The sequence below is a fragment of the Sphingopyxis sp. genome (genome assembly GCF_035944815.1).
Taxonomy (GTDB): domain Bacteria; phylum Pseudomonadota; class Alphaproteobacteria; order Sphingomonadales; family Sphingomonadaceae; genus Sphingopyxis.
Window position 1 is genome coordinate 65261 of the sequence record NZ_DASZAU010000006.1, and the last position, 21409, is coordinate 86669.

General features: G+C 66.2%; 23 protein-coding genes. 7 read left to right on the plus strand and 16 right to left on the minus strand.

The window, feature by feature from the left end:
* Nucleotides 1–17: 17 nt before the first annotated feature.
* The gene (locus VGU00_RS09160) at nucleotides 18–1838 is read right to left on the minus strand and encodes a DUF885 domain-containing protein (RefSeq protein ID WP_327467722.1); all 1821 of its coding nucleotides are present in this window, start codon (nucleotides 1836–1838) and stop codon (nucleotides 18–20) included.
* A gap of 83 nt (nucleotides 1839–1921) precedes the next feature.
* On the opposite strand from VGU00_RS09160, the gene VGU00_RS09165 reads away from it, so the two are divergent.
* Genes VGU00_RS09165 through VGU00_RS09175 form a run of 3 tightly spaced genes read left to right on the plus strand, consistent with a single transcriptional unit; the run spans nucleotide 1922 to nucleotide 6607 of the window.
* Complete coding sequence (locus VGU00_RS09165) at nucleotides 1922–2992, plus strand: quinone-dependent dihydroorotate dehydrogenase (RefSeq protein WP_327467724.1); 1071 nt, start codon at nucleotides 1922–1924, stop codon at nucleotides 2990–2992.
* 40 nt (nucleotides 2993–3032) lie between these two features.
* A complete protein-coding gene (gene ggt, locus VGU00_RS09170) occupies nucleotides 3033–4724 on the plus strand; it encodes a gamma-glutamyltransferase (protein WP_327467726.1) in 1692 nt (563 codons plus the stop codon).
* 53 nt (nucleotides 4725–4777) lie between these two features.
* Nucleotides 4778–6607 carry an AMP-dependent synthetase/ligase gene (locus VGU00_RS09175; RefSeq protein WP_327467728.1) on the plus strand — a complete coding sequence of 610 codons (1830 nt, stop codon included), beginning with the start codon at nucleotides 4778–4780 and terminating at the stop codon, nucleotides 6605–6607.
* A 75-nt stretch (nucleotides 6608–6682) separates the two neighbouring features.
* Here the strand turns inward: VGU00_RS09175 and VGU00_RS09180 are convergent, their stop codons facing one another.
* The 10 genes from VGU00_RS09180 to VGU00_RS09225 all read right to left on the minus strand — a co-directional run bounded on the left by VGU00_RS09180 (nucleotide 6683) and on the right by VGU00_RS09225 (nucleotide 12150).
* Complete coding sequence (locus tag VGU00_RS09180; protein WP_327467730.1) at nucleotides 6683–7129, minus strand: hypothetical protein; 447 nt, start codon at nucleotides 7127–7129, stop codon at nucleotides 6683–6685.
* Between the two features lie 64 nt (nucleotides 7130–7193).
* A complete protein-coding gene (gene gloB / locus VGU00_RS09185) occupies nucleotides 7194–7922 on the minus strand; it encodes a hydroxyacylglutathione hydrolase (RefSeq protein ID WP_327467732.1) in 729 nt (242 codons plus the stop codon).
* A 67-nt stretch (nucleotides 7923–7989) separates the two neighbouring features.
* Nucleotides 7990–8397, minus strand: a complete 408-nt coding sequence (locus VGU00_RS09190; protein ID WP_327467734.1) for a VOC family protein — start codon at nucleotides 8395–8397, stop codon at nucleotides 7990–7992.
* 10 nt (nucleotides 8398–8407) lie between these two features.
* Entirely contained in the window at nucleotides 8408–8845 is a 438-nt protein-coding gene (locus VGU00_RS09195) for a VOC family protein (RefSeq protein ID WP_327467737.1), read from the minus strand.
* Between the two features lie 9 nt (nucleotides 8846–8854).
* Nucleotides 8855–9292 (minus strand): thioesterase family protein, encoded by a 438-nt coding sequence (locus tag VGU00_RS09200; protein WP_327467739.1) that lies wholly within the window; start codon nucleotides 9290–9292, stop codon nucleotides 8855–8857.
* 9 nt (nucleotides 9293–9301) lie between these two features.
* The gene (locus VGU00_RS09205) at nucleotides 9302–10066 is read right to left on the minus strand and encodes an alpha/beta hydrolase (protein WP_327467941.1); all 765 of its coding nucleotides are present in this window, start codon (nucleotides 10064–10066) and stop codon (nucleotides 9302–9304) included.
* Nucleotides 10063–10317, minus strand: coding sequence for a DUF6356 family protein (locus VGU00_RS09210; protein WP_037511175.1), 255 nt, complete (start codon nucleotides 10315–10317; stop codon nucleotides 10063–10065). The genes VGU00_RS09205 and VGU00_RS09210 overlap by 4 nt, the downstream gene beginning before the upstream one ends.
* A gap of 77 nt (nucleotides 10318–10394) precedes the next feature.
* A complete protein-coding gene (locus tag VGU00_RS09215; protein ID WP_327467943.1) occupies nucleotides 10395–11336 on the minus strand; it encodes an alpha/beta hydrolase in 942 nt (313 codons plus the stop codon).
* Nucleotides 11337–11341: 5 nt separating this feature from the next.
* Nucleotides 11342–11533 carry a helix-turn-helix transcriptional regulator gene (locus VGU00_RS09220; RefSeq protein WP_327467741.1) on the minus strand — a complete coding sequence of 64 codons (192 nt, stop codon included), beginning with the start codon at nucleotides 11531–11533 and terminating at the stop codon, nucleotides 11342–11344.
* Nucleotides 11530–12150, minus strand: a complete 621-nt coding sequence (locus tag VGU00_RS09225; RefSeq protein ID WP_327467743.1) for a hypothetical protein — start codon at nucleotides 12148–12150, stop codon at nucleotides 11530–11532. The genes VGU00_RS09220 and VGU00_RS09225 overlap by 4 nt, the downstream gene beginning before the upstream one ends.
* 297 nt (nucleotides 12151–12447) lie before the next feature.
* Between VGU00_RS09225 and thrS the strand changes: the two genes are divergently transcribed.
* From thrS to VGU00_RS09240, 3 genes are read left to right on the plus strand one after another with little or no spacing between them, the layout of a single operon-like run.
* The gene (gene thrS / locus VGU00_RS09230) at nucleotides 12448–14451 is read left to right on the plus strand and encodes a threonine--tRNA ligase (protein ID WP_327467745.1); all 2004 of its coding nucleotides are present in this window, start codon (nucleotides 12448–12450) and stop codon (nucleotides 14449–14451) included.
* 44 nt (nucleotides 14452–14495) lie between these two features.
* Complete coding sequence (locus VGU00_RS09235) at nucleotides 14496–15314, plus strand: metallophosphoesterase (protein WP_327467747.1); 819 nt, start codon at nucleotides 14496–14498, stop codon at nucleotides 15312–15314.
* Nucleotides 15311–16072, plus strand: a complete 762-nt coding sequence (locus VGU00_RS09240) for a sulfite exporter TauE/SafE family protein (RefSeq protein ID WP_327467749.1) — start codon at nucleotides 15311–15313, stop codon at nucleotides 16070–16072. Before VGU00_RS09235 ends, VGU00_RS09240 begins: the two co-directional genes overlap by 4 nt.
* On the opposite strand, the gene VGU00_RS09245 is transcribed toward VGU00_RS09240, so the two are convergent.
* Both VGU00_RS09245 and VGU00_RS09250 read right to left on the minus strand, forming a co-directional pair.
* Nucleotides 16069–18570, minus strand: a complete 2502-nt coding sequence (locus tag VGU00_RS09245) for an ABC transporter permease (RefSeq protein ID WP_327467751.1) — start codon at nucleotides 18568–18570, stop codon at nucleotides 16069–16071. The genes VGU00_RS09240 and VGU00_RS09245 overlap by 4 nt on opposite strands.
* Entirely contained in the window at nucleotides 18571–19242 is a 672-nt protein-coding gene (locus VGU00_RS09250) for an ABC transporter ATP-binding protein (protein ID WP_318780195.1), read from the minus strand.
* A 47-nt stretch (nucleotides 19243–19289) separates the two neighbouring features.
* Between VGU00_RS09250 and VGU00_RS09255 the strand changes: the two genes are divergently transcribed.
* Nucleotides 19290–20003 (plus strand): arylesterase, encoded by a 714-nt coding sequence (locus tag VGU00_RS09255; protein ID WP_327467753.1) that lies wholly within the window; start codon nucleotides 19290–19292, stop codon nucleotides 20001–20003.
* Here VGU00_RS09255 and VGU00_RS09260 read toward each other — a convergent pair.
* The 3 genes from VGU00_RS09260 to VGU00_RS09270 form a co-directional block, all read right to left on the minus strand.
* Nucleotides 20000–20323: a YnfA family protein gene (locus tag VGU00_RS09260; protein ID WP_327467755.1), complete on the minus strand. Its 324-nt coding sequence runs from the start codon at nucleotides 20321–20323 to the stop codon at nucleotides 20000–20002. The two genes, VGU00_RS09255 and VGU00_RS09260, sit on opposite strands and share 4 nt — an antisense overlap.
* Nucleotides 20324–20366: 43 nt before the next feature.
* Nucleotides 20367–20777, minus strand: a complete 411-nt coding sequence (locus VGU00_RS09265; RefSeq protein WP_327467757.1) for a hypothetical protein — start codon at nucleotides 20775–20777, stop codon at nucleotides 20367–20369.
* Between the two features lie 136 nt (nucleotides 20778–20913).
* Entirely contained in the window at nucleotides 20914–21372 is a 459-nt protein-coding gene (locus VGU00_RS09270; RefSeq protein WP_327467759.1) for a hypothetical protein, read from the minus strand.
* Nucleotides 21373–21409 lie beyond the last annotated feature (37 nt).

Here is a 21409-nt window from a genome sequence, read left to right on the forward strand (position 1 = left end):
CGTAATCGTCAATTTGCTTAACCCTTTTGCGCCGCGATCCACGCATCGACGCGGCGTTCCAATATGTCGAGCGGCACCGGGCCCGTTTCGAGCACGACGTCGTGGAAGCTGCGGAAATCGAATTTATCGCCGAGCGCGGCCTGCGCGCGGCCGCGCAATTCCATGATCTTGAGCTTGCCGATCAGATAGGCGGTCGCCTGTCCGGGATAGACCACATAGCGCTCGATCGCCTTTTCGATGTCGCCCTGCGGGTTCGGCGTATTGTCCTTGAGATACTGGATCGCCTGTTCGCGGGTCCAGCGCTTGTCGTGGATGCCCGTGTCGACGACGAGGCGGCACGCGCGCCAGAGTTCCATGCCGAGCCGTCCGAAATCGCTGTAGGGGTCGGTATAGAAGCCCATGTCCTTGCCAAGTTCCTCGGTATAGAGGCCCCAGCCTTCGGTATAGGCGGTGAAGCCGCCGAAGCGGCGGAAGGGCGGCAAGCCGGTGAGCTCGGTCTGCACCGCGCGCTGGAGGTGATGCCCCGGGACGCCCTCGTGATAGGCGAGCGCCTCGAGTTCGGTCTTCGACATGTCCCTGAGGTCGTAGAGATTCACATAATAGATGCCGGGGCGCGACCCGTCGGGCGAGGGCGAAGAGTAAAAGGCCTTGCCCGCCGATTTCTCACGGAACGCCTCGACCGCCTTCACCTGCAACGCGGCCTTGGGCAGCGTGTTGAAGAAGGCGGGCAGGCGTGCCTCCATCGCCTTCACCTTCGCATCGACGTCGGCGAGATAGGCAGCGCGGGTGGTATAATAATATTGCGGGCCGGAGCGCAGGTGCGCGAAAAACTGCTGCAGCGTGCCCTTGAAACCGACCTTTGCCATGATCGCCTTCATCTCGCCATGGATGCGCGCGACTTCGGCGAGGCCGAGGTCGTGGATCTGGGCCGCGGTCATGTCGGTCGTCGTATAATTGGCGAGCAGCGCTTCATAATAGGCCTTGCCGTCGGGCAGGCGCCAGACGCCGTCCTGCGTCGGCGCAGTCGCCTGCTGGCGCTTCATTTCGGTCAGCAGGCGGCCATAGGCGGGGCCGGCGCTCTCGGCCCAGGCGGCTTTCGCGGCCGCGATCAGCCGCGCCTTTTCGGCCGGGTCGACGTCGAGCTTGCCGACCTTGGCGACGATATCCTCGACCACGGCATTGTCGGGCCCCTGAAGGTTTCCGATGTCGGAGATCAGATAGGGATAGACCCACTTCGGCGGCTGGATGCCTTTGCGCGCGCGCTCCGCGGACTGCGCCGACAGCGCATCGAGGACGGGGCCGAGCCCGCGCATACGCTCGATATAGGCTTCGGCTTCGGCGACGTTGGCGACGCGGTGCATGTTGATCAGAAAGGCGGGCATCTGGCTCTGCGCGCCGTTCATCTGGTCGAAGATATAGCCATGGTCGCGGAACGGGAACAGGCGTTCGGCACGCGCCGCCTGTGTGTTGAAGAGCTCGAACGAGAGGGCTTCGTCGGGGGTCAGTTTTGCGGGATCATAGCTGCCGCGCATCGCGGCGGCGGTCGCCTGTTGCAGCTTGTGGCTCGCGACCGCGGTCTCGTCCGACACATCGTTCCACTTGCCGTAATCGCCGTCGCGAATCCCGCGGCGCGCCTTGGTCTCGGGCGAGAGCGACAATTGCGCCGCGTCATAATTGTCGAAGAATTGCCCGAGGTTCGCGCCGGCGGGCGCGGCTTCGGGCGCGGGCGCCGCCGCGACGGTGGCGGGGGCGTCCTGCACCGCGGCCGGGGCGCAACCGGCGGCGGCGAGAAGCACGAGGCCGGTCGACAGGCGAGCGAGGATGCGAAGGTGCGACACGTTTTTCTCCCGGATTTTCCGATGGCTTTTGCCGATGGCGGGGGGCTTGCCATAGCGCCCCGGCGCGCGCAATGGCGTGGGGCATGTCGCTCTTCGCCTCCCTGACCGACGCCGCCTATGCGCTCGTCCGCCCGATCGTCCACGCCACCGATGGCGAGGCGGCGCATAATCTGACGCTGAGCGCGCTCGAACCGCTGCCGCGCGCGCGCCACGCGCTGACCAGCCCGATCCTCGCGACCGAGCTGGCGGGCATAAGCTTTCCCAATCCCGTCGGACTCGCGCCCGGCTTCGACAAGGATGCGCGCGTCGCCGCGGTGATGCCGCGCTTCGGCTTCGGCTTCGTCGAGGTCGGGACGCTGACGCCGCTGCCGCAGGACGGCAATCCGCGTCCCCGCCTGTTCCGGCTGGTCGAGGATGGCGCGGTGATCAACCGCATGGGGTTCAACAATGGCGGGCAGGCGGCCGCGGCCGAACGGATCGCACGGCTGCGCGCGTGCGGGATCGCGGTGCCGCTGGGCATCAACATCGGCGCGAACAAGGACAGCGCCGACCGCATCGCCGATTATGCCAAGGGCACGGCGGCGATGGCGCCGCTCGCCGATTATCTGACGGTCAATATCAGTTCGCCCAACACGCCGGGCCTGCGCGCATTGCAGGACAAGGGCGCACTGGAAGCGTTGCTCGATGGCGTGGCCGCGGCGCAGCCGGCGGGGGCGGCCAAGCCCGTCTTCCTGAAGGTCGCGCCCGACCTCGAACCCGCCGACATCGACGATATCGTCGCGGTGGCGATCGACAAGGCGCTGGCGGCGGTGATCGTGTCGAACACGACGATCGTGCGTCCCGCGCTCGCGTCGCGCCACGCGGGCGAGGCTGGCGGCCTGTCGGGTGCGCCGCTTGCCGATCTCGCGCTCCAGCGGGTCCGCGATTTCCATGGTGCGAGCGGCGGCAAGGTGCCGTTGATCGCCGCGGGCGGGATCGCGTCGGCGACCCAAGCGTGGGAGCGCATCCGTGCAGGCGCCAGCCTGATCCAGATCTATTCGGCGATGGTCTATGCCGGGCCGGGTCTTGCCGCCCGGATCGCGCGCGGGCTGGAGGACCTTGCGGTCCGCGACGGCTTCACGCGCGTCGCCGATGCGGTGGGGACCGCGCACTGACAGGGTTGCGCTGGCCCGAGGCGCGGGCCACAGTCGGCGCATGTTGAAAAGATTCCTCCCGTTTGCCGCTGTCCTCGTCCTCACCCTGCCGGCGCCGGCATTTGCGCAGGGCGTCACTTCTTCGGCGGATTCGCGGGCGACCGAGGCAGGACGCGAGATATTGCATCAGGGCGGAACTGCCGCCGATGCCGCGGTCGCGATGGTCGCGGTGCTCACGCTGGTCGAACCGCAATCGAGCGGGATCGGCGGCGGCGGCTTTATGGTCCATCACAATGCGGGCGACGGCAGCATTTCGACGATCGACGGCCGCGAAACCGCGCCGGCCGCGGCCAAGCCCGAGCGCTTCCTCGGCGCCGACGGAAAGCCGCGCGGCTATATGGAAGTCATTCCCGGCGGCCTGTCGGTCGGGGTCCCCGGTAATATGCGCCTGATGGAGATGGCGCACAAGAAATGGGGCAAGCTCGAATGGAAGGCGCTGTTCCAGCCCGCGATCAAGCTCGCCGAAGAAGGGTTCGAGGTCACCCCCGCGCTCTATAACTGGCTCGACCGGTTCCAGGGGATGTGGAAGGATTTCCCGGCCGCGCGTGCAATCTATTATGTCGACGGCAAGCCGGCCCCCGTGGGAACGCGGCTGAAGAACCCGGCCTATGCCGCGCTGCTGCGCGATGTTGCCGCACGCGGACCCGAAGCGTTTTACAGTGGTGCCAATGCCCGCGCGATCGGCGAAGCGGTCGCGAAGGCGCCGCGCAATGCGACGACGCTGACGGCGAAGGACCTCGCTGCCTATAGGGCGAGGGAGCGCCCTGCGGTTTGCACCACCTATCGCATCTACAAGGTCTGCGGCATGGGGCCGCCCTCGTCGGGCGCGACCACCGTCTTCGGTATCCTCGGCATGGTCGAGGGCTGGGACATGAAGGCGATGGGCAAGGATAATCCGATGAGCTGGCACTTGCTCTCGGAAGCGATGCAGCTGTCCTACGCCGATCGCGCCGCCTATCTGGGCGATGGCGATTTCGTCGAGGTTCCGGTGCAGGGACTGCTCGACAAGGCCTATCTCGCCGAACGCCGCCAGCTCATTTCGCCCTATGGCGCGGCGGGCCGCTACGAACCCGGTACGCCGCCCGGCGCGAAGCCGCGCGCCGCCGCGCCGCCGGTCGAGGAACAGGGGACGACGCATTTCGTCGTCGCCGACCAGGCGGGCAATGTCGTGTCGATGACCTCGACCGTCGAGAGCATTTTCGGCAGCCAGCTGATCGCGAACGGCTATTTCCTCAACAACGAACTCACCGACTTCGACCTCGCGCCGACGAAGGACGGGGTGCCGACCGCGAACCGGGTACAGGCGGGCAAGCGTCCTTTGTCATCGATGTCGCCGACGATCGTCTACGGCCCCGATGGCAAGGTCGTGCTTGCCGTCGGCTCGGCGGGTGGCAAGCGTATCATCATGCATGTGACGAAAGTGCTGGTTGGCGTGCTCGACTGGGGGCTGACCGCCAAGGAGGCGATGGAATTGCCCAATCTCTATTTCGGCCAGTCGGGCGTGATCATAGAGGACAATGATGCGGGCAAGGCGATTGCCGCAAAGATGCAACCCTTTGGCTACAGCATCACGCCGACCGATCTCGGCTCGAAGCTCAACGCGATCGAGCGCGTCGGCGACGGCTGGCGCGGCGCAGCCGACCCGCGCGGTCCCGGCACCTCGGCCGTGGATGGCGCGCCGCCGCAGGGCTAAAGCGACGAACAACGATAAAAATATGCAGTGAACACTCCCTGGAGAGAGGCAGAATGAAGCTCGTAAATCCCCATCTCGACCATTTTCCGAGTCTGGTCGCGATGTTCTTTGACCGCGCGGGGCGCGGCGGCGAAGATCCTTTCCTGTGGCGCAAGGCCGACCGGGCATGGCAACCGCTGAGCTGGCGGCAGGTCGCGAACCAGGTGTCGGCGCTCGCGCACGGCCTGCGCGAACTCGGCCTCAAGCCAGGCGACCGCGTGGTGCTGGTCAGCGAGAACCGGCCCGAATGGTGCATCGCCGACCTCGGCATCATGGCCGCAGGCTGCATCACCGTGCCGACCTACACGACCAACACCGAACGCGATCATCAGCATATCCTCGACAACAGCGGCGCGAAGGCGGTGATCGTATCGACCGCCAAGCTTGCGCGCACACTGATGCCCGCCGTGATGCGCTCCGACGCGAATATCGTGATCAGCATGGAAAGCCTGCGCGTCGGCCAGCAGGGCGATGTCGCGGTCCACGACTGGGAGCCGCTCGTCACCGGCGGCGAAGCGTATCTGGAGGAAGCGAAGACGCGGGCCGCCGCGATGACGCGCGAAGACACTGCCTGCCTCATCTACACCAGCGGCACCGGCGGCGCGCCGCGCGGGGTGATGCAGCATCATGGCGCGATCCTGCACAATGCGGCGGGCGCGGCCGAAGTGCTCGTCAATGATTTCGGCATCGGCGACGAGGAGGTGTTCCTGTCGTTCCTGCCGCTCAGCCATGCTTACGAACATTCGGGGGGCCAGTTCCTGCCGATCATGGTCGGCGCGCAAATCTATTATAGCGAGGGTCTCGAAAAGCTCGTCTCGAACATCGAGGAGACGCGCCCGACGATCATGGTCGTCGTGCCGCGCCTGTTCGAGGTGATCCGCGCGCGGATGATCAAGTCGGTCGAAAAGCAGGGCAAGCTTGCCAACTGGATGCTGCGGCAGGCGCTGCGCGTCGGCGAGAAGGATTATGAGCGCCGCATGGGCGTGCTCGACCGCCCAGTCGACCTGATCCTCGACAAATTGTTCCGGCCCAAGATCGGCAAGCGTTTCGGCGGCCGGATGAAGGCGCTGGTGTCGGGCGGCGCGCCGCTCAACCCGGAAATCGGCGTCTTTTTCCACTCGATCGGGCTGACGCTGCTGCAAGGCTATGGCCAGACCGAGGCGGGGCCGGTGATCAGTTGCAATCGTCCGGGCGCGGGGATCAAGATGGACACCGTCGGCCCGCCGCTGATGAACACCGAGGTCCGCATCGCCGACGATGGCGAAATCCTCGTGCGCGGCGAACTCGTCATGAAGGGCTATTGGCGCAACAAGGCCGAGACCGAGCGCGTGCTCGTCCCGAATCCGGCGGAGCCGGACAAGGGCCCGTGGCTCCACACCGGCGATATCGGGCATATCGACGACAAGGGCCGCATCGTCATCACCGACCGCAAGAAGGACCTGATCGTCAACGACAAGGGCGACAATGTCTCGCCGCAGCGCGTCGAGGGCATGCTGACGCTCCAGCCCGAAATCCTGCAGGCGATGGTCTATGGCGACAAGCGTCCGCACCTTGTCGGGATCATCGTCCCCGATCCCGAATGGGCGGCCGAATGGGCCGAAGCCGAAGGGCTTCCCAAGGATATCAAGCTGCTGCGCGAGCATGAAAAATTCCGCGCGGCGCTGCGCGCGGCGATCGACCGCGTGAACGGCCAGCTTTCGGTGATTGAAAAGGTGCGCAAGTTCGACTTCGCCGACGAAGCCTTCACCATCGAGAATGAGCAGATGACGCCGTCGATGAAGATCCGGCGCCATATCCTGCGGCAGGTTTACGAGGACAAGATCGCGGCCCTCTACAAGGGCTGATCGTCATAGCAGGCGGGGGTGCGACCCGAAGAGCTCGGCGCAAACCGGACCCCGCCTGCGGCTGAACCCCTGGGTTCAGCCCTTGTCCCCCGCCGGTTTGCGATAGGGGACAAATTCGCCGAACACGCACGTCGGCCCACGAATACCGCTCGACCGGTCGACCAGATGGAAGAAATCGCCTTCGCAGGTCGACGATCCGAATTGCCGCACGACCATGATGTCGCTGTCGCGGGCGAGGCCGGGGCAACTGCTCTTGAGGTCGTTGCGGTAAACGAGACTGCCGCCCGAACGATAGAGCAGGATGCTGTCCGACACGCGGATCGTGTCGGAGGCGCGATAATTGGGCAGGCATTTCATCGGTGCGCCGGGCACTTTGCCCGCGAGCTGCTTGTCGAGCCTTTCCATCTGCTTTGGCGTGAGCGCGGCGGCGCCGGGTTCGCTCGACCCCGCAGGCGTGCAGCTGACGACCAGCGGCGCGGCTGCGATCGACAGCGCGGCCCCCATCAGGTTCAGCTTGGCCATGAAATTGCTCCTTGAGATTGTCGGGATAAGGGACGGCGTATGAATAGGCGCTGAAGCATCGGCGTCAGGCCGCGTCCTTCAATGCGCGGATGCGGCCCAGCTCGGCCGCGCTCGGCGCGCGGAGGAAGGGATTGGTCGCGCGTTCTTCGCCGATGCTCGTCGGCACAGTCGCCTCACCCGCAGCGCGCGCCGCCTCGACCGCCGCGAGACGCGTGGCCAGCGCTTGATTGTCGGGGTCGACGGTCACCGCGAAGCGCGCGTTCGACAGCGTATATTCGTGCGCGCAATAGACGCGCGTCGCGTCGTCGAGCGTCGCGAGCTTCTGCATATTGGCGAACATCTGGTCCGCCGTGCCCTCGAACAACCGGCCGCAGCCCATCGCGAACATCGTGTCGCCGACGAAGATCGCGGCGTCCGCCGCGAAATGATAGGCGATGTGCCCCGCGGTATGCGCGGGCACGTCCCATACGTCGGCCTGTATATTGCCGAGCCGGACCGTGTCGCCGCCCTTCACCTGGACGTCGAGCGTCGGAATGCGCGCAAATTCTGCGGCCGGGCCGGTGATCGTGCAGCCCGTCGCTTCCTTGATCGCGGCATTGCCGCCGGTATGATCGGGGTGCCAGTGGGTGTTCCAGATATCGGTGATCGTCCAGCCGCGTTCCGCCGCCGCCGCCAGCACGGGATCGGCGACCGCCGGGTCGACCACCATCGTCGCCTTGCTGGCGGGTTCGTGCACCAGCCAGACATAATTGTCGCTGAGGACGGGGATGCGAATGATTTCCAGCGCGGTCACCTTGTCTCCTTTCCAGCGTCCAGCCCCTTCAAGACGGAGCGGGAGCCAGCGGGCCTTGGTCGCAGGGTCAACGCGCAAGGGCGTCATAGCCCTGTTCGTTGAACTCGATCAGGCAGAATCCGTTGCCGAAGGGATCGGCGAACATCGCCTGTCTGCCATAGGGCAGGTCCAATGTCTCGCCCTCCTGCACCGCGCCGGCCGCAATCGCCCGCCGGATCGCGGCGTCGAGGTCGTCGACCGAAAAGTCGGGGTGGACTGGCGTCCAGTGCCGATTGTAGCGGCGGAAATCGCCGCCGCCGGGGCCGATCGCGGAGCCCGCGGGCTTGACGATCAGGTAGAGGGGAACCTCGCAGCCGGTCAGTTCGACGATATCGTCGTCGAACCGCCGCGCGGCGGTCAGTCCCAGCGCATGGGTATAGAAGCGCTCGCCAGCGGCGAGGTCGGGCACGTCGATATTGATCAACAGGCCCGGCATCGCGCGGCTCCTACCAGGCGCCGGTGTTGGGCATCGATGCCCAGGGTTCCTGCGGCGGAAGATGGCCTTCCTGCAGCAGCTCGACCGAAATGCCGTCGGGCGAACGCACGAACGCCATATGGCCGTCGCGCGGCGGGCGGTTGATCGTGACGCCGGCGTCCATCAGCCGCTGGCACGTCGCATAGATATCGTCGACCCTGTAGGCGAGATGTCCGAAATTGCGGCCGCCGCCATATTCCTCGGGCGCGCTGCCGTCGGCGGGCGGCCAGTTATAGGTCAGTTCGACCTCGGCGACGTCGCCCTGTCCGGGGGCCGCCAGGAAGATAAGGGTGAAGCGGCCGCCCTCATTATCGAAACGGCGCGTTTCTTCGAGCCCGATCAGCTTGAAGAAGTCGACGGTCGCGTCGGGGTTCGACACGCGGATCATCGTGTGAAGATATTTGGTCATCCGCCCATATTAGGCGCGAAGGGACCGATCTTCAAACGCTTCGAACAGGAATAGGAATTCGTCGGGCACTGGAGCCGGCGCGCCCTGCGCCTCGGCAACATGGACGTTGATGAGCTGCCCGTCCGCACGCAGGTCGTCCTTGCCCGCGCCATGCAGTTCGAACAGGAAGGTCATCGAACTTTTGCCGACGCGCGAAGCGCGCACGCAGATGTCGATTTCCTCGTCGAGCAGGATCGGCACCTTGTAATCGACCTCGGCGCGCGCGACGTGAAATTCGGGGCTGTCGTTCGCGGACCAGCGATCGTAAACCCCCGCAGCGCGCCAATATTCGGTGATGCCGATATCGAAATATTCGAGGTAACGGCTGTTGAACACCACCGCCTGCGCGTCGATCTCGGCATAGCGGACACGCTTTTTGACGCTGAATTTGAAATCGCTGCGAGCCATGATGATCCTCTAGTTGGTCGCGAGCCGCGCGACGGTATCGATCAGCAGCGCGATATCGGTATCGCGCGACAGGCGGTGGTCGCCGCCCTTGACCAGTGTCACCTGCACATCGTCGCTCGCGAGTGCGGCCGACAGGCGCAGGCTGATGTCGGGCGGCACATCGCCGTCCTTTTCGCCGTGGAGCAGGCGAACGGGGCAGGTGAGGGGGATTTCGGTATCGAGTAGCCGGTTCGCCTCACCCGACTGGAAAAAGCCGCGCGTCGTCACATAGGGCTGGTCGCTGTAGGGTGTCTCTTCGACCAGCGCGCCCTCGGCAAGGATGATCGCCTTTTCGGCTTCGCTGAAACCCCAGTCGGTGAAATCGGGCGCTGCCGCGATCCCGACGAGCCCCGCGACGCGGCCCGGCCCGTCGCGCTTGGCAAGCGCCAACGCGGTCAGCAGCATCAGCCAGCCGCCCATCGACGATCCGACGATCACGACTGGCCCCTCGGTCTTCGCATCGATCAGGTCGAGCACATCGCCGCGCCAGTCGAGCAAGGTCTGATCGGCGAACGATCCGTCCGACAGTCCGCACCCGGCATAGTCGAGCAGCAGGCAGGCTTGCCCTTCCGCCGCCGCCCAGTCGAACAGCGCGGTCGCCTTGCCGCCGGCCATGTCGGACATATAGCCGGGCAGGAAGGCGATCGTCGGGCCCGCGCCCAGCGTATAGCGGTAGGCGAGCCGGGGGCGGCCGGTGCGTTCGAGGAAATCGGGAGCGGCGTCCACCGAGGTCAGATGACCCAGTCGATCGTGCTCATCTGCATGACGGCCTGCCCCTTGGCGCGCCGCTTTTCGACCATGATATGGTTGAGCCGCTGGATCGTGTCGCTGCCCGTGGTGATGCACCAGCCGGGGACGACCGCGTGCACGAGCGCGCACAGGCCGCCATAGATCATCGTCACACCGAATTTCGACGCGACGCCGAAATGCTCGATGTAATTTTCATCGACGCTCTTCGGATGGTCGACGAACAGGCGCTTGAACATGGTGACGGCTCCTTTCCGGCTGCCGTCGCCCTAGCGGGCGACCGTATCTCCCGCAACCCCGCCGCGCCGTCCCGCGCCTATTCGGCGAGGAAGTCGTCGACGGCTTTCGCGAAAACCTCGGGCTGGTCGAGCATGATGAAATGGCGGCTTCCGGCTATCATTTGCGCCTTGAAGTGCGGGGTGCCGGCATATTGGGGCTCAAACGTCGCCCTTGCACGCTCCGCCGGCATCGCACTGTCGTCCTGCGCATAGAGCAAGGTCACGGGTGCCGACACCTTGGGTAACGCGGGGCGCATGTCGGTGGTCATCACGTCGTGCAGCACCTGTGCGGTCACGCGCGGATCGGCGCTTCGCATCCAGCCGGCGATGGCGATCCGGCCAGCGGGCGTGTTCGACATCGAGCCGACCATGCCGGCCGGACCCGGATCGGTCACCGGGCCTTCGGGGTGCGGCTGGCCATATTGCGCGCGCAGCATGGCCGCCATGCCGTCCGCTTGTGGCCGGATGGCATCGACGCCGGCGGCGCCGAACAAGGTCCCTATGAAGGGCAGGGCGTCGACGATCATCAGCCTGCCGACGCGGTCGGGCGCCTCGGCCGCGACCATCAGCCCGGTCAGGCCGCCCATCGAATGGCCGATGATCGCTGGTGCGGGGCGATCCCGCGCGACGATGCAATCTTCGATGAAGCCGCGCACATCCTCGACCGCCGCGGGCAGCACCGGCCTTTCGGCATTGGGACCGGCATCGTCGCCGAAGCCGCGGATCTGGACGATATGGAGGCGATATTTGGTCTTCAGGCGCGCCGCGGTCGCCTCCCACACCGCGCTCGGCGTCGACAGGCCGGGGATCAGGATGACGTCGGGTCCCTGTCCTTCGTTCAGGATGGTCGCGGCGGTCCCCGGCGTCAGGTCGGCCGAACAGGCGCCTTCGCTGCGCGGAGCGGCGGCGGCATCGGCGCGGCCCGCGACCAAGGCGGCGGTCAGGATGAAGATGGCGGCGACAGAGATGCGGTTTTTCACGTTGCTCAATCTCTCAGGAAAATCGCTTCGATCGGCAGGCCGAACAGGTCGGCGATGCGAAAGGCGAGGGGGAGGGAGGGATCGTATTTGCCGGTCTCGATCGCATTGACCGACTGGCGCGACACTTCGAGCCGTTCGGCTAGATCCTGCTGGCTCCAGTCGCGTTCGGCGCGCAGCACCTTCAGCCGGTTCTTCATGCGCGGTCCGTGCGCCGTTCGGCCGACGTCATGATCATCTGGCCCAGCCCGAGGCCGATCGCCCAGACCGGCACCACCCACCAGGCGGGCACATGCGGGGCGACGCCGAAGGTTTCCAGAAAACCCCAGAGCGTTCCGGCCAGCAATACGAGCGCGAGGCCGATCAGCGCGGCGCTGGTCTGGCGATAGCGCAGATATTCATCCTCTTCCTCGACCGCATAACGGGCCAGCACCCAGACGAAGAAGATCATCGGCAACGACGGCAGGATCGCGATCCCCCACAATAGGGCGCCTTCCGGGGCGAGATAGTTGCGAACGGTCATCGCCGTCCCCAAGCACAGGACATAGGCGAGCGACCAGATCAGCATGCGCCGATTATATCGCCGTGTCGCCGGCGACAGGGCGCCGGCCGCAGCCTGCCGATTGTTCGCGGCCTTCGTTAGTGGAATGAGAAGTAGCGCCGCCGCTGCGACAAATGGCAGCGAACGCCAGCCGCCCAGAAAGCCGCGATACTCGCCATAGGCGATGGCGCACATCGCTACCGCAAAGGCGGCTGCCCACAAGCCCGGGTGGCGACCCGAGAAGCCGGTTTCAATTTTTGCAGCCTTCTCGGGCATGTCAAACTTCCTTATCTGATAGACAAGGAAGCTTTACATTGCTCGCAATCGGAGAGTCAAGTTTCATTTACATAATGACAAGGGAGCTATTTGGCCGGGCAATCGGTCGGCTGGCCAGCCGATGCGGAACCAGCGTCTCGTCGGGATCGGCCATGCTGGTAACTCCATTGGGGGAGGCTTATCTATGCAGGGCGGCGTCCCCGAAGACAAACAAACCCCGCTTCGCGCCCCTTGCGGCGGCGCAACATGGCTGGCAAAGGGGCGCGGCGATTTTGCGCAAGAAAGGCCGATTTTTCGATGTCCCAGATGATCCGTGTCACCCTTCCCGATGGCTCTGCCCGTGAAGTCGTGCGCGGCACTACCGCGGCCGAGATTGCGGCCGACATCGGACCCGGCCTCGCGAAGGCCGCGCTCGCCGCAAAGATCGACGGCGAACTGCGCGACATCATGCGTCCGCTCGAGGAAGATACGAACCTCGCGCTGGTGACGAGCCGCGACGAGGCCGACGCGCTCGAACTCTTCCGCCACGACTATGCGCATGTCCTCGCCGAGGCGGTGCAGAACCTGTTTCCGGGCACGCAGATCACCTTTGGCCCGTCGACGGGCGACGGCTTCTATTATGACTTCGCGCCGACCGCCGAACATGGCCCGTTCCGCGACGACGAACTGCCGCTGATCGAGGAGGAGATGCGAAAGATCATCGCCGCCGATTTGCCGCTCACGCGCGAGGTCTGGGAGCGCGACAAGCTGATCGCCAAATGGCAGGCCGAGGGAGAGGCCTTCAAGGCCGAATGGGCCGCCGAACTGCCGCAGGGCGAAGAACTCACCGTCTATCGCAGCGGTGAGGGCTGGATGGACATGTGCCGCGGCCCGCATCTGGCCTCGACGGGCAAGCTCGACCCCGCTGCGTTCAAGCTGACGCGCGTGTCGGGTGCCTATTGGCGCGGCGACCAGAAGAATGCGCAGTTGTCGCGCATCTACGGCACCGGCTGGCTCAACAAGAAGCAGCTCGCCGAGCATCTCGTCCGGCTGGAGGAAGCCGCGAAGCGCGACCACCGCAAGATCGGCCGCGAGATGGACCTGTTCCATTTGCAGGAAGAGGCGCATGGCAGCGTCTTCTGGCACCCCAAGGGTTATCGCATCTACCGCGAGCTCGAGGCCTATATGCGCCGCGCGATCGACGGCGGCGGCTATGTCGAGGTCAAGACCCCGCAGGTGATGGACGCCAAGCAGTGGGAGCAGTCAGGCCACTGGGGCAAATATCGCGAGAATATGTTCGTCATCCCCGACGAGGTGCCGAACATCGAGGACGAAGGCCCGATCGTGTCCGACGGTGCCGAGTGGATGGCATTGAAGCCGATGAACTGTCCCGCGCATGTCCTGATCTTCCGCCAGGGGATGAAGTCGTATCGCGACCTGCCGCTGCGCATGGCCGAAATGGGCTGCTGCCACCGCAACGAGCCGCATGGCGCGCTGCACGGCATCATGCGCGTGCGCCAGTTCACGCAGGACGACGGCCATATCTTCTGCCGCGAGGACCAGATCGTCGAGGAAGTGCGTGCCTTCTGTCAGCTGCTCGACCGCGTCTACCGTGAACTCGGCTTCGAGAAATATGCGGTGAAGCTTGCGCTGCGACCCGAAAAGCGTTTCGGCACCGAAGAGATGTGGGACAAGGCCGAGGCGGAACTGCGCGAAGCCGTCCAGCGCGCGGGCATGGCGAACGACGATTATGGCTGGGAAGAATTGCCGGGCGAAGGTGCTTTCTATGCGCCCAAGCTCGAATTCCACCTGACCGACGCGATCGGCCGCACTTGGCAGTGCGGGACGATCCAGTCCGACCGCGTGATGCCCGAACGGCTAGACGCGAGCTATATCGGCGAGGATGGGGAGCGCCACCGCCCGGTGATGCTCCACCGCGCGATCCTCGGCACCTATGAGCGCTTCATCGGCATATTGATCGAGCATTTCGCGGGTCGTTTCCCGACCTGGCTCGCGCCGGTGCAGGCGGTCGTCGCCACAATCGTCAGCGATGCTGACGCTTATGCCAAGGACGCGGTGGCGCAGCTCACGGCGGCGGGCATTCGCGCCGAAAGCGACGTTCGCAACGAGAAGATCAACTACAAGGTTCGCGAACACAGCCTCGCCAAGGTTCCGTACCTGCTCGTCGTAGGCAATCGCGAGGCCGAAGAAGGCACCGTCGCGATCCGTACCCTCGGGCAGGACGGCCAGCGGATCATGCCGCTCGCCGAAGCGATCGCGATGCTGAAGGGTGAGGCGACCCCGCCCGACCTGCGCAGTTGATCGCGTCCGAGAAGCGTCGCCCGCGCCGATGGGGTCGCTGGCTGTTGTTGCTGGCGCTCGCCGGTGCGGCGCTTCTCGCCAGGGGCTATTGGAACGCGACGCGCGATCCGCTGATCCGCAGCGCAAGCGTCGAGGTTGGTGACTGGCCCGCGGGACAGGCGCCGCTCAAACTTCTGCTGCTGTCGGATATCCACGTCGCGGGCCCCGACATGCCGCCCGAGAGGCTCGAACGCATTGTTCGCAACCTCAACCGGCTGAAGCCTGACCTCGTCCTGATCGCGGGCGACCTCGTCAGCGAAAAGCGCAGCGCGACGCATATCTATACGCCGGCAGAGGTCGTCGCGCCGCTGGGCGGGCTGAAGGCGCCGCTCGGCGTCGTCGTCGCGCCGGGCAATCACGATCATTGGTTCCGGCCCGACGCGCTGCGCGGCGAACTTGAAAAGCGCGGACTTCGCGTCCTGCAAAATGAGGCCGTGAAGCTCGGCCCGCTCGTCGTCGGCGGGGTCGACGACGATTATTCGGGGCATGACGATGTTCCCGCGACCTTCGCCGCGATGGACCGGCTCGGCCCCGGCGTGCCGCTGCTCCTGACGCACAGCCCCGATGTCGTGCCCGACCTGCCGCGGCCGGTCGCGGCGGTGTTCGCAGGGCACACGCATTGCGGCCAGATCCGCTTTCCCTTCCTTGGCGCGCTGACCTATGTTTCGCGCTACGGCGACCGCTTCGCTTGCGGCGATATCGCCGACGAAGGCCAGCGCGTCTTCGTCGGAGCGGGGCTCGGGACAAGCATCCTGCCGCTGCGTTTCAACACGCCGCCCGATGCCTGGCTGATCACCCTGAAACCGAAGGTCGCAGCGAGATGACCAGCCTCCAGCAACTCGTCGGCCTCGCGCCGCTGACCGTCGCGGGCGCGGCGGCGATGACCTTCGGCGCGGCCTATGTGCGGGGGCTCACCGGCTTCGGCATGGCGATCATTCTCGTGCCGCTGCTCGGGCTGATCATCGCTCCCGGCGAGGCGGTGGTGCTTGGCATCCTGCTGCAACTGCTGATCGGCCCGGTCGGGCTCAAGGTCATTTTGGCCGACGCCGATCGCAGCACCGCGATCCCGATCGCGCTGCTTGCGATGCTCGCGACGCCGGCCGGCATGGTGGCGCTGCACGCGACGACGCCCGATGTCGCGCGGCTGCTGATCACGCTGATCGCGGTCGGCGCCTTCGTCGCGGTACTGCTGCCCAAACAGCCCGAGGGCCATCGCCCCGGCCGCGTCGCGGTTGCGGGGACGGGAATCGTGTCGGGCATATTGACGGGCTTCGCGGCAATGCCGGGACCGCCGGTTGTGCCCTTCTACCTCCGCCGCCATCTCGAGCCCAAGGTCGCGCGCGCGTCGATGATGCTCATCTTTTTCGCCACCGCGATCGCGGGGACGCTCGCCGCGCTCTGGGTCGGGATCGCGACGGCGAGGCTCTTCATCCTGTCGCTGATCCTCTTCCTGCCGATGTGGTTCGGCAACCGGATCGGCGGGCGCCATTTCGGCAGCGTCGCGCCGCATGTTTGGCAGGCGATGGTCGCGGTCGTTCTTGGCGTCGCGGCGGTCTCGGCGGTGATCCGGATCCTGACCTAAAGGCTGCGCAGCGCCTGCGCGGGTTTCGCCGAGAGCAGGGGCCAGCTGCCTGCAATCCCGATCAGGAAGGACAGACCCGCGCCGCCGAGCAGGGTCAGCCCGACGATCAGCGGATCGGGAGCGAAGTCGAACTCGAACAGCTGCGTCACGACATACCAGGCGCCCGCGAGCCCCAGCCCGAGCGCGAGCACCGCAAGAATGCCCGCGAGCACCGCATATTCCATGCCCTGCGCGCCCAAAATCTGTCCGCGCGTCGCGCCGAGCAATTTCAGGATGACGCTGTCGTACACGCGCCGCTCGCGGCTCGCGGCGATCGCACCGATCAGCACGGCGATCCCGGCGAGGATCGCGATGCTGGCGGCGGCCGCGATCGCCTGGCTCATCTGCGTCAGCAAGGTCGTGACCTGCGACACCACGTCGCGCACCGCGATCAGCGACGCCGACGGGAAGGCGCGCGGAATGCTGCGTGACAGGGCAGTTTCGGCTTCGGGGCCGACCGCGACCGTCGCGACCATGTTATGCGGCGCCGCGTCGAAGGTTCCGGGCGAAAAGACGAGCACATAGTTGAGCCCGAAATTGTCCCAGTTGACGGTACGGAACGAGGCGACCTTCGCCTGCACCTCGACCCCCAGCACATTGACCGACAGCGTGTCGCCCAGTTTCAGGCCGAGCGAGGTTGCGACCTCCTGCTCGACGCTCACCAGCGGCGGCCCCTTGTAATCGGCCGCCCACCACTGGCCGCTGACGAGTTCGCTGCCGTTCGGCAACACTGGGCTGTACGTCAGCCCGCGGTCGCCGCGCAGCACCCATGCGCCCTCGGGCAGTTCGGCCAACTCGTCGACGCGCTGGCCGGCAAATTCGGTGACGCTGCCGCGCAATGCGGGGATCATGTTGATCTCGGCTTTTGCGTCGGCGCCTTTCACCATTGTCTGGAAGCGCGTGCTCTCGGTGCGCGGCACGTCGAGCACGAAGAAACTCGGCGCGCGCTGTGGCACGGTCGAACGGATTTCGGCGGTGATGCTCGTCTGGATCGCCGCAAGCGTCACGAACAGCGTCAGGCCCAACCCGAGCGCGACGACGAGCGCACCCGTCGCAGCGCCGGGACGGTGGAGGTTCGCGAGCGCGAGACGGAAGAGGGGACGCTTGGGGCGCGGCAAGCGGCTCGCGGTGCGGCGGACCAGCCAGCCGAGCCCGACGAGGATGAGCAGCAGGCCGATCGCGGCCCCGATGAAGCCGAGCGCGAACAAGGGCTCGCGCGCGGTGCCGACCGCGAGCGCGATGATCGCGGCGAGTGCGGCGGCGACTGCGAGCACGGTCTGGCGGTCGACCCGTGCCGCGCCGCTCACCGTCGCGCGATAGAGCCCGGCGGCGGGAACATGGCGTGTCGCGGCGAGCGGTGGCAGGGCGAAGGCGATGGCGATCAGCAGGCCATAGGCGGCGCTGACCGCCAGCGGCAGCGGATAGATGGACACGCCGGGTTTGACGGGCAGAACATCGCCCGCAATTGCGCCGATGATCGCGGGCGCGAGCGCGCCGACGATCAGGCCTGCGATAATGGACACCGCTGCGACCGGGAGAATTTGCAGGCCATAGATGCGCGCCACCGTGGCGCTGTCGGCACCGAGCACCTTCAGCGTCGCAAGGCCGGGGCGCTTGCCCGCGAGATAGCTTGCGACGCCGTTGCCGACGCCGATGCCGGCGATCACCAGGGCCGCGAGCCCGACGAGCGACAGGAACTGCCCCATCCGCTCGATGAAGCGCCGCGTGCCGGGCGCGCCGTTGCTGCTGTCGGTGATGTCCCAGCCGGCTTCGGGGAATTCGGCGGTCAGCGCCTTGCCGACGGCTTCGGGGTTCGCGCTTTCGGGCAGGCGGACGCGATATTTGCTTTCGTACAGGCTGCCCGGCTGGATCAGCTGCGTCGCGGGCAGGTCGGCAAGGCCGATGATCGCGACGGGGCCGAGCGTGAAGCCTTCGCCGAGCCGGTCGGGTTCCTCGGCGATCACGCCGTCGATCAGGAAGCTTTTTTCGCCGAACTTTACGCGCTCGCCGACCTTCAGCTCGAGCCGCGAGGCAAGGTCCTTGCCGATCCAGATGCTGCCCGGCGGCGGCGGGCCTTGGCGCGCGCCGCTCTCCAGCCGCATTGTGCCATAGAGGGGGTAGGCGCCATCGACGGCCTTCAGCTCGGACAGCAGAGCCTCGCCGTCGGGATCGTTCGCCATCGCGCGCAGCCGCACGGTGGCCGAGGGCGCGCCGACGCGGCGAAAGCCCGCCATCTCCTCGGCGGTCGCCTCGCGCTGCGGCAGGCTGAATTCGATATCGCCGCCGAGGATCGTCTGCCCGCGCACTTCGAGTTCGGAGGTGATCCCGCGCGTCAGGCTGCCGATCGCGGCGAGCGTCGCGACGCCGAGGAACAGGCAGACCGCGAGCAGGCGCAGGCCCCGGATCCGCGTCGCAAGGTCGCGGCGCGCGATCCGCCAGAGGGAGGCGAGCGGCAGCACCTAGGCGGCCCGCTCTTCGATCTTGCCGTCGTGCATCACGACGACGCGGTCGCAATGTTCGGCGAGTTCGGGGTCGTGGGTGATGATCAAGAGCGTCGCGCCGAGCGCGGCACGGCGTGCGAAGATCAGCTCGATGATCGACTGGCCGGTCGCGGTGTCGAGATTGCCCGTCGGCTCATCGGCAAAGATGATCGCGGGCGAGCTTGCCATCGCGCGGGCGATCGCGACGCGTTGCTGCTCGCCGCCCGAAAGCTGCGCGGGGTAATGCGTCAGGCGGTGCCCGAGCCCGACGGCTTCGAGTTCGGCGGCGGCGCGGCCGAAGGGATCGGCGATCCCGGCGAGTTCGAGCGGCACCGCGACATTTTCGAGGGCGGTCATCGTGGGGAGCAGGTGGAAGGCCTGCAGCACGATACCGATGCGGCCGCGACGCGCGCGCGCCAGATCATCCTCGTCCATCGTGGCGAAATCGAGCCCCGCGACGTTGATGCTGCCGCCATTGGCGCGTTCGAGCCCGGCGAGCACCGCCATCAGCGAGCTTTTGCCCGAACCCGAGGGGCCGAGCAGCGCGACCGAGGTGCCGGCTTCGACTTCGAGGTCGACGCCGCGTAAAATTTCAACCGGGGCCTTGTCGCTTCCGAGCGTGAGCGTCACATTATGGGCGGCGATCGCCACGTTCGGCGATTGTCGTTGGGCGTCGGGCAAGGAGAGGACCCTTTGAAATGAGAACGGCCGGATGGCGCTCTTTCCTGATATATGGTTGCGCAATCGCGCTTTGCCAACCGCTCGCCGCGTGCGGATCGGCGGAAAACCAATCGGCTTCGACCAATGACAAGGTCGCTGCGAAGGTGGCGCCGGCGATCCCCGCAGACGCGCCGCTGGTGATCGCCTTTGGCGACAGCCTTTATGCCGGCTACCAGCTCGGTCCGAAGGAAGGCCTTGCCCCGCAATTGCAGGCCGCGCTTGGTGAAGACGGCGTCGTCGCACGCGTCCAGAATGCCGGCGTCTCGGGCGATACCACCGCCGCGGGGCGCCAGCGCCTGACCTATGTGCTCGACAACGCCAAGGTGAAGCCCGCGCTCGTCGTGCTCGGGCTTGGCGGGAACGACATGCTGCGCGGTATCGGCCCCGACCAGACGCGCGCCAATCTCGATGCGATGCTCGCCGAACTGAAGAAGCGCGAAATCCCCGTGCTGCTGACCGGCATGATGGCGGCACCCAATCTCGGCAGCGACTATGCGGGCAAGTTCAACCCCATCTATCCCGAACTCGCGTCGAAATATGAGGTGAGCTTCTATCCCTTCATCCTCGACAATGTGATCACCGACAAGGCGCTGATGCTCGGCGACAACCTGCACCCCAATGCCGAGGGGGTGAAAGTCGTTGCGGAAGGGTTGGCGCCGCTCGTCGAACAGGCGCTGCCCGGTGCGGGCTAGTTCCCGCGCGGCCCGAAGAGGATGATCGCCGCGCCGCCGAGGCACACCGCGGCGCCGATCAGGTCCCAGCGGTCGGGCTTCGCCCCCTCGACCGCCCACAGCCACACGAGCGCCGAGGCGATATAGACCCCGCCATAGGCCGCGTAGGTGCGCCCCGCATGCTCGGCATCGACGAGGGTGAGCAGATACGCGAACAGCGCGAGCGCTGCCATGCCGGGCACGATCCACCAGATCGGCTTGTCGAGCCGGAGCCATGCCCAGAAGGCGAAGCAACCTGCGATTTCGGCCAGCGCGGCCCCGATATAGGCGAAGGCGGTCATGCCGCCACCGTGGCGGGCGTGCGGCCGAAAGGGAAGGGGCGTTCTAGCCCTTGTCGAATTTCGGCGCGCGATCGGTCAGTGCGGCATCGACCAGTTCGTCGAGCATCGCGTTGCGTTCGCTGCTGAACACGCCTGCGCACTGGTTGACGACGCGGCTCCGTTTGCCGTCTTCGCTCGCGGCCTCGAAGGCCATCGGGCACCACCAGCCATTCTTGTTCGCTTCGTCGAGCACGGTCCATTCGACCACGCCGTCGTGGTTGGTCCACACACGCGGTTTCAGCTTTTCGTTGCCCGGTAGCACGCCGCGTTCGAATTCGGCCGACAGGAGGATGCGGCGCGCATCGTCCGGCGTCATCGCATAGCCGTCCTCGGCGGGCGCCGCGGCGTCCGTGCCCCCGGCCGAGCAGGCGCCCAGCGCCGAAGCCGCGATCAATCCCCAAATCAGTTTCGTCATACCCCACCTCCGTCGAGCCGGGTTTAGCGCCGAGTGGTAAATATCGGCTCAATGACGAAAGGCGGGTGATGTGGGCGAGAAAAAAGGGGCGACCCGCAGGCCGCCCCTCTCTTTTCGTTTCGCTGGTCCGAATGGATCAGAAAGCGAAGCCGACGCCGACCGCGAAGGTGTCGAAATCGCTGAAGTTACCGATGAACTGGTGGCGATATTCGGCCTTGGCATAGACGTTCTGGCCCAGCTTGTGCTGGTAGCCGGCGCCGATGTACGGGTCGTCGATGTCGGTGAAGGTGTAACCGCCGGTCACATAGGCCTTGCCGGCCGCGCCGACCTTGGCACCGAGGCGGCCACCGGCCGAGAACTGGACGTCGGCGCCGTCGACGAGCACCTTGTCGCCGGCGACTTCGGCGCCAGCGAATGCGGTCGAGCCGAGGTCGAAATCATAGCCGGCCGCGACACCGAGGGTGGCGTCGTCGAGGCCGCTGCCCGTGACGTAGCCGCCGCGCAGTTCGACGCGGGCTTCGCCGCCTTCGGCAGCCATGGCGGGGGTTGCAACGATGGCCGTCAGGAGAGCGGCTGCAACTGCGAATTTCTTCATTTTTCTTTTCCTTCTTTTACTCGGGTCGTCCCGTTCG

Coding starts and splice junctions, on each gene's coding strand:
- VGU00_RS09190 (WP_327467734.1), bottom strand. CDS start 8,397: ATGCCGGGCCTGTTGATCAATATCGACGTGCCCGACCTCGCCGCTGGC.
- VGU00_RS09200 (WP_327467739.1), bottom strand. CDS start 9,292: ATGGCTCGCAGCGATTTCAAATTCAGCGTCAAAAAGCGTGTCCGCTAT.
- VGU00_RS09260 (WP_327467755.1), bottom strand. CDS start 20,323: ATGACCGCCTTCGCCTATATCGGGGCCGCGCTGGCCGAAATCGCAGGT.
- VGU00_RS09210 (WP_037511175.1), bottom strand. CDS start 10,317: ATGTTCAAGCGCCTGTTCGTCGACCATCCGAAGAGCGTCGATGAAAAT.
- ggt (WP_327467726.1), top strand. CDS start 3,033: ATGTTGAAAAGATTCCTCCCGTTTGCCGCTGTCCTCGTCCTCACCCTG.
- VGU00_RS09220 (WP_327467741.1), bottom strand. CDS start 11,533: ATGAAGAACCGGCTGAAGGTGCTGCGCGCCGAACGCGACTGGAGCCAG.
- VGU00_RS09265 (WP_327467757.1), bottom strand. CDS start 20,777: ATGACGAAACTGATTTGGGGATTGATCGCGGCTTCGGCGCTGGGCGCC.
- VGU00_RS09180 (WP_327467730.1), bottom strand. CDS start 7,129: ATGGCCAAGCTGAACCTGATGGGGGCCGCGCTGTCGATCGCAGCCGCG.
- VGU00_RS09175 (WP_327467728.1), top strand. CDS start 4,778: ATGAAGCTCGTAAATCCCCATCTCGACCATTTTCCGAGTCTGGTCGCG.
- VGU00_RS09195 (WP_327467737.1), bottom strand. CDS start 8,845: ATGACCAAATATCTTCACACGATGATCCGCGTGTCGAACCCCGACGCG.
- VGU00_RS09270 (WP_327467759.1), bottom strand. CDS start 21,372: ATGAAGAAATTCGCAGTTGCAGCCGCTCTCCTGACGGCCATCGTTGCA.
- VGU00_RS09165 (WP_327467724.1), top strand. CDS start 1,922: ATGTCGCTCTTCGCCTCCCTGACCGACGCCGCCTATGCGCTCGTCCGC.
- VGU00_RS09255 (WP_327467753.1), top strand. CDS start 19,290: ATGAGAACGGCCGGATGGCGCTCTTTCCTGATATATGGTTGCGCAATC.
- thrS (WP_327467745.1), top strand. CDS start 12,448: ATGTCCCAGATGATCCGTGTCACCCTTCCCGATGGCTCTGCCCGTGAA.
- VGU00_RS09225 (WP_327467743.1), bottom strand. CDS start 12,150: ATGCCCGAGAAGGCTGCAAAAATTGAAACCGGCTTCTCGGGTCGCCAC.
- VGU00_RS09240 (WP_327467749.1), top strand. CDS start 15,311: ATGACCAGCCTCCAGCAACTCGTCGGCCTCGCGCCGCTGACCGTCGCG.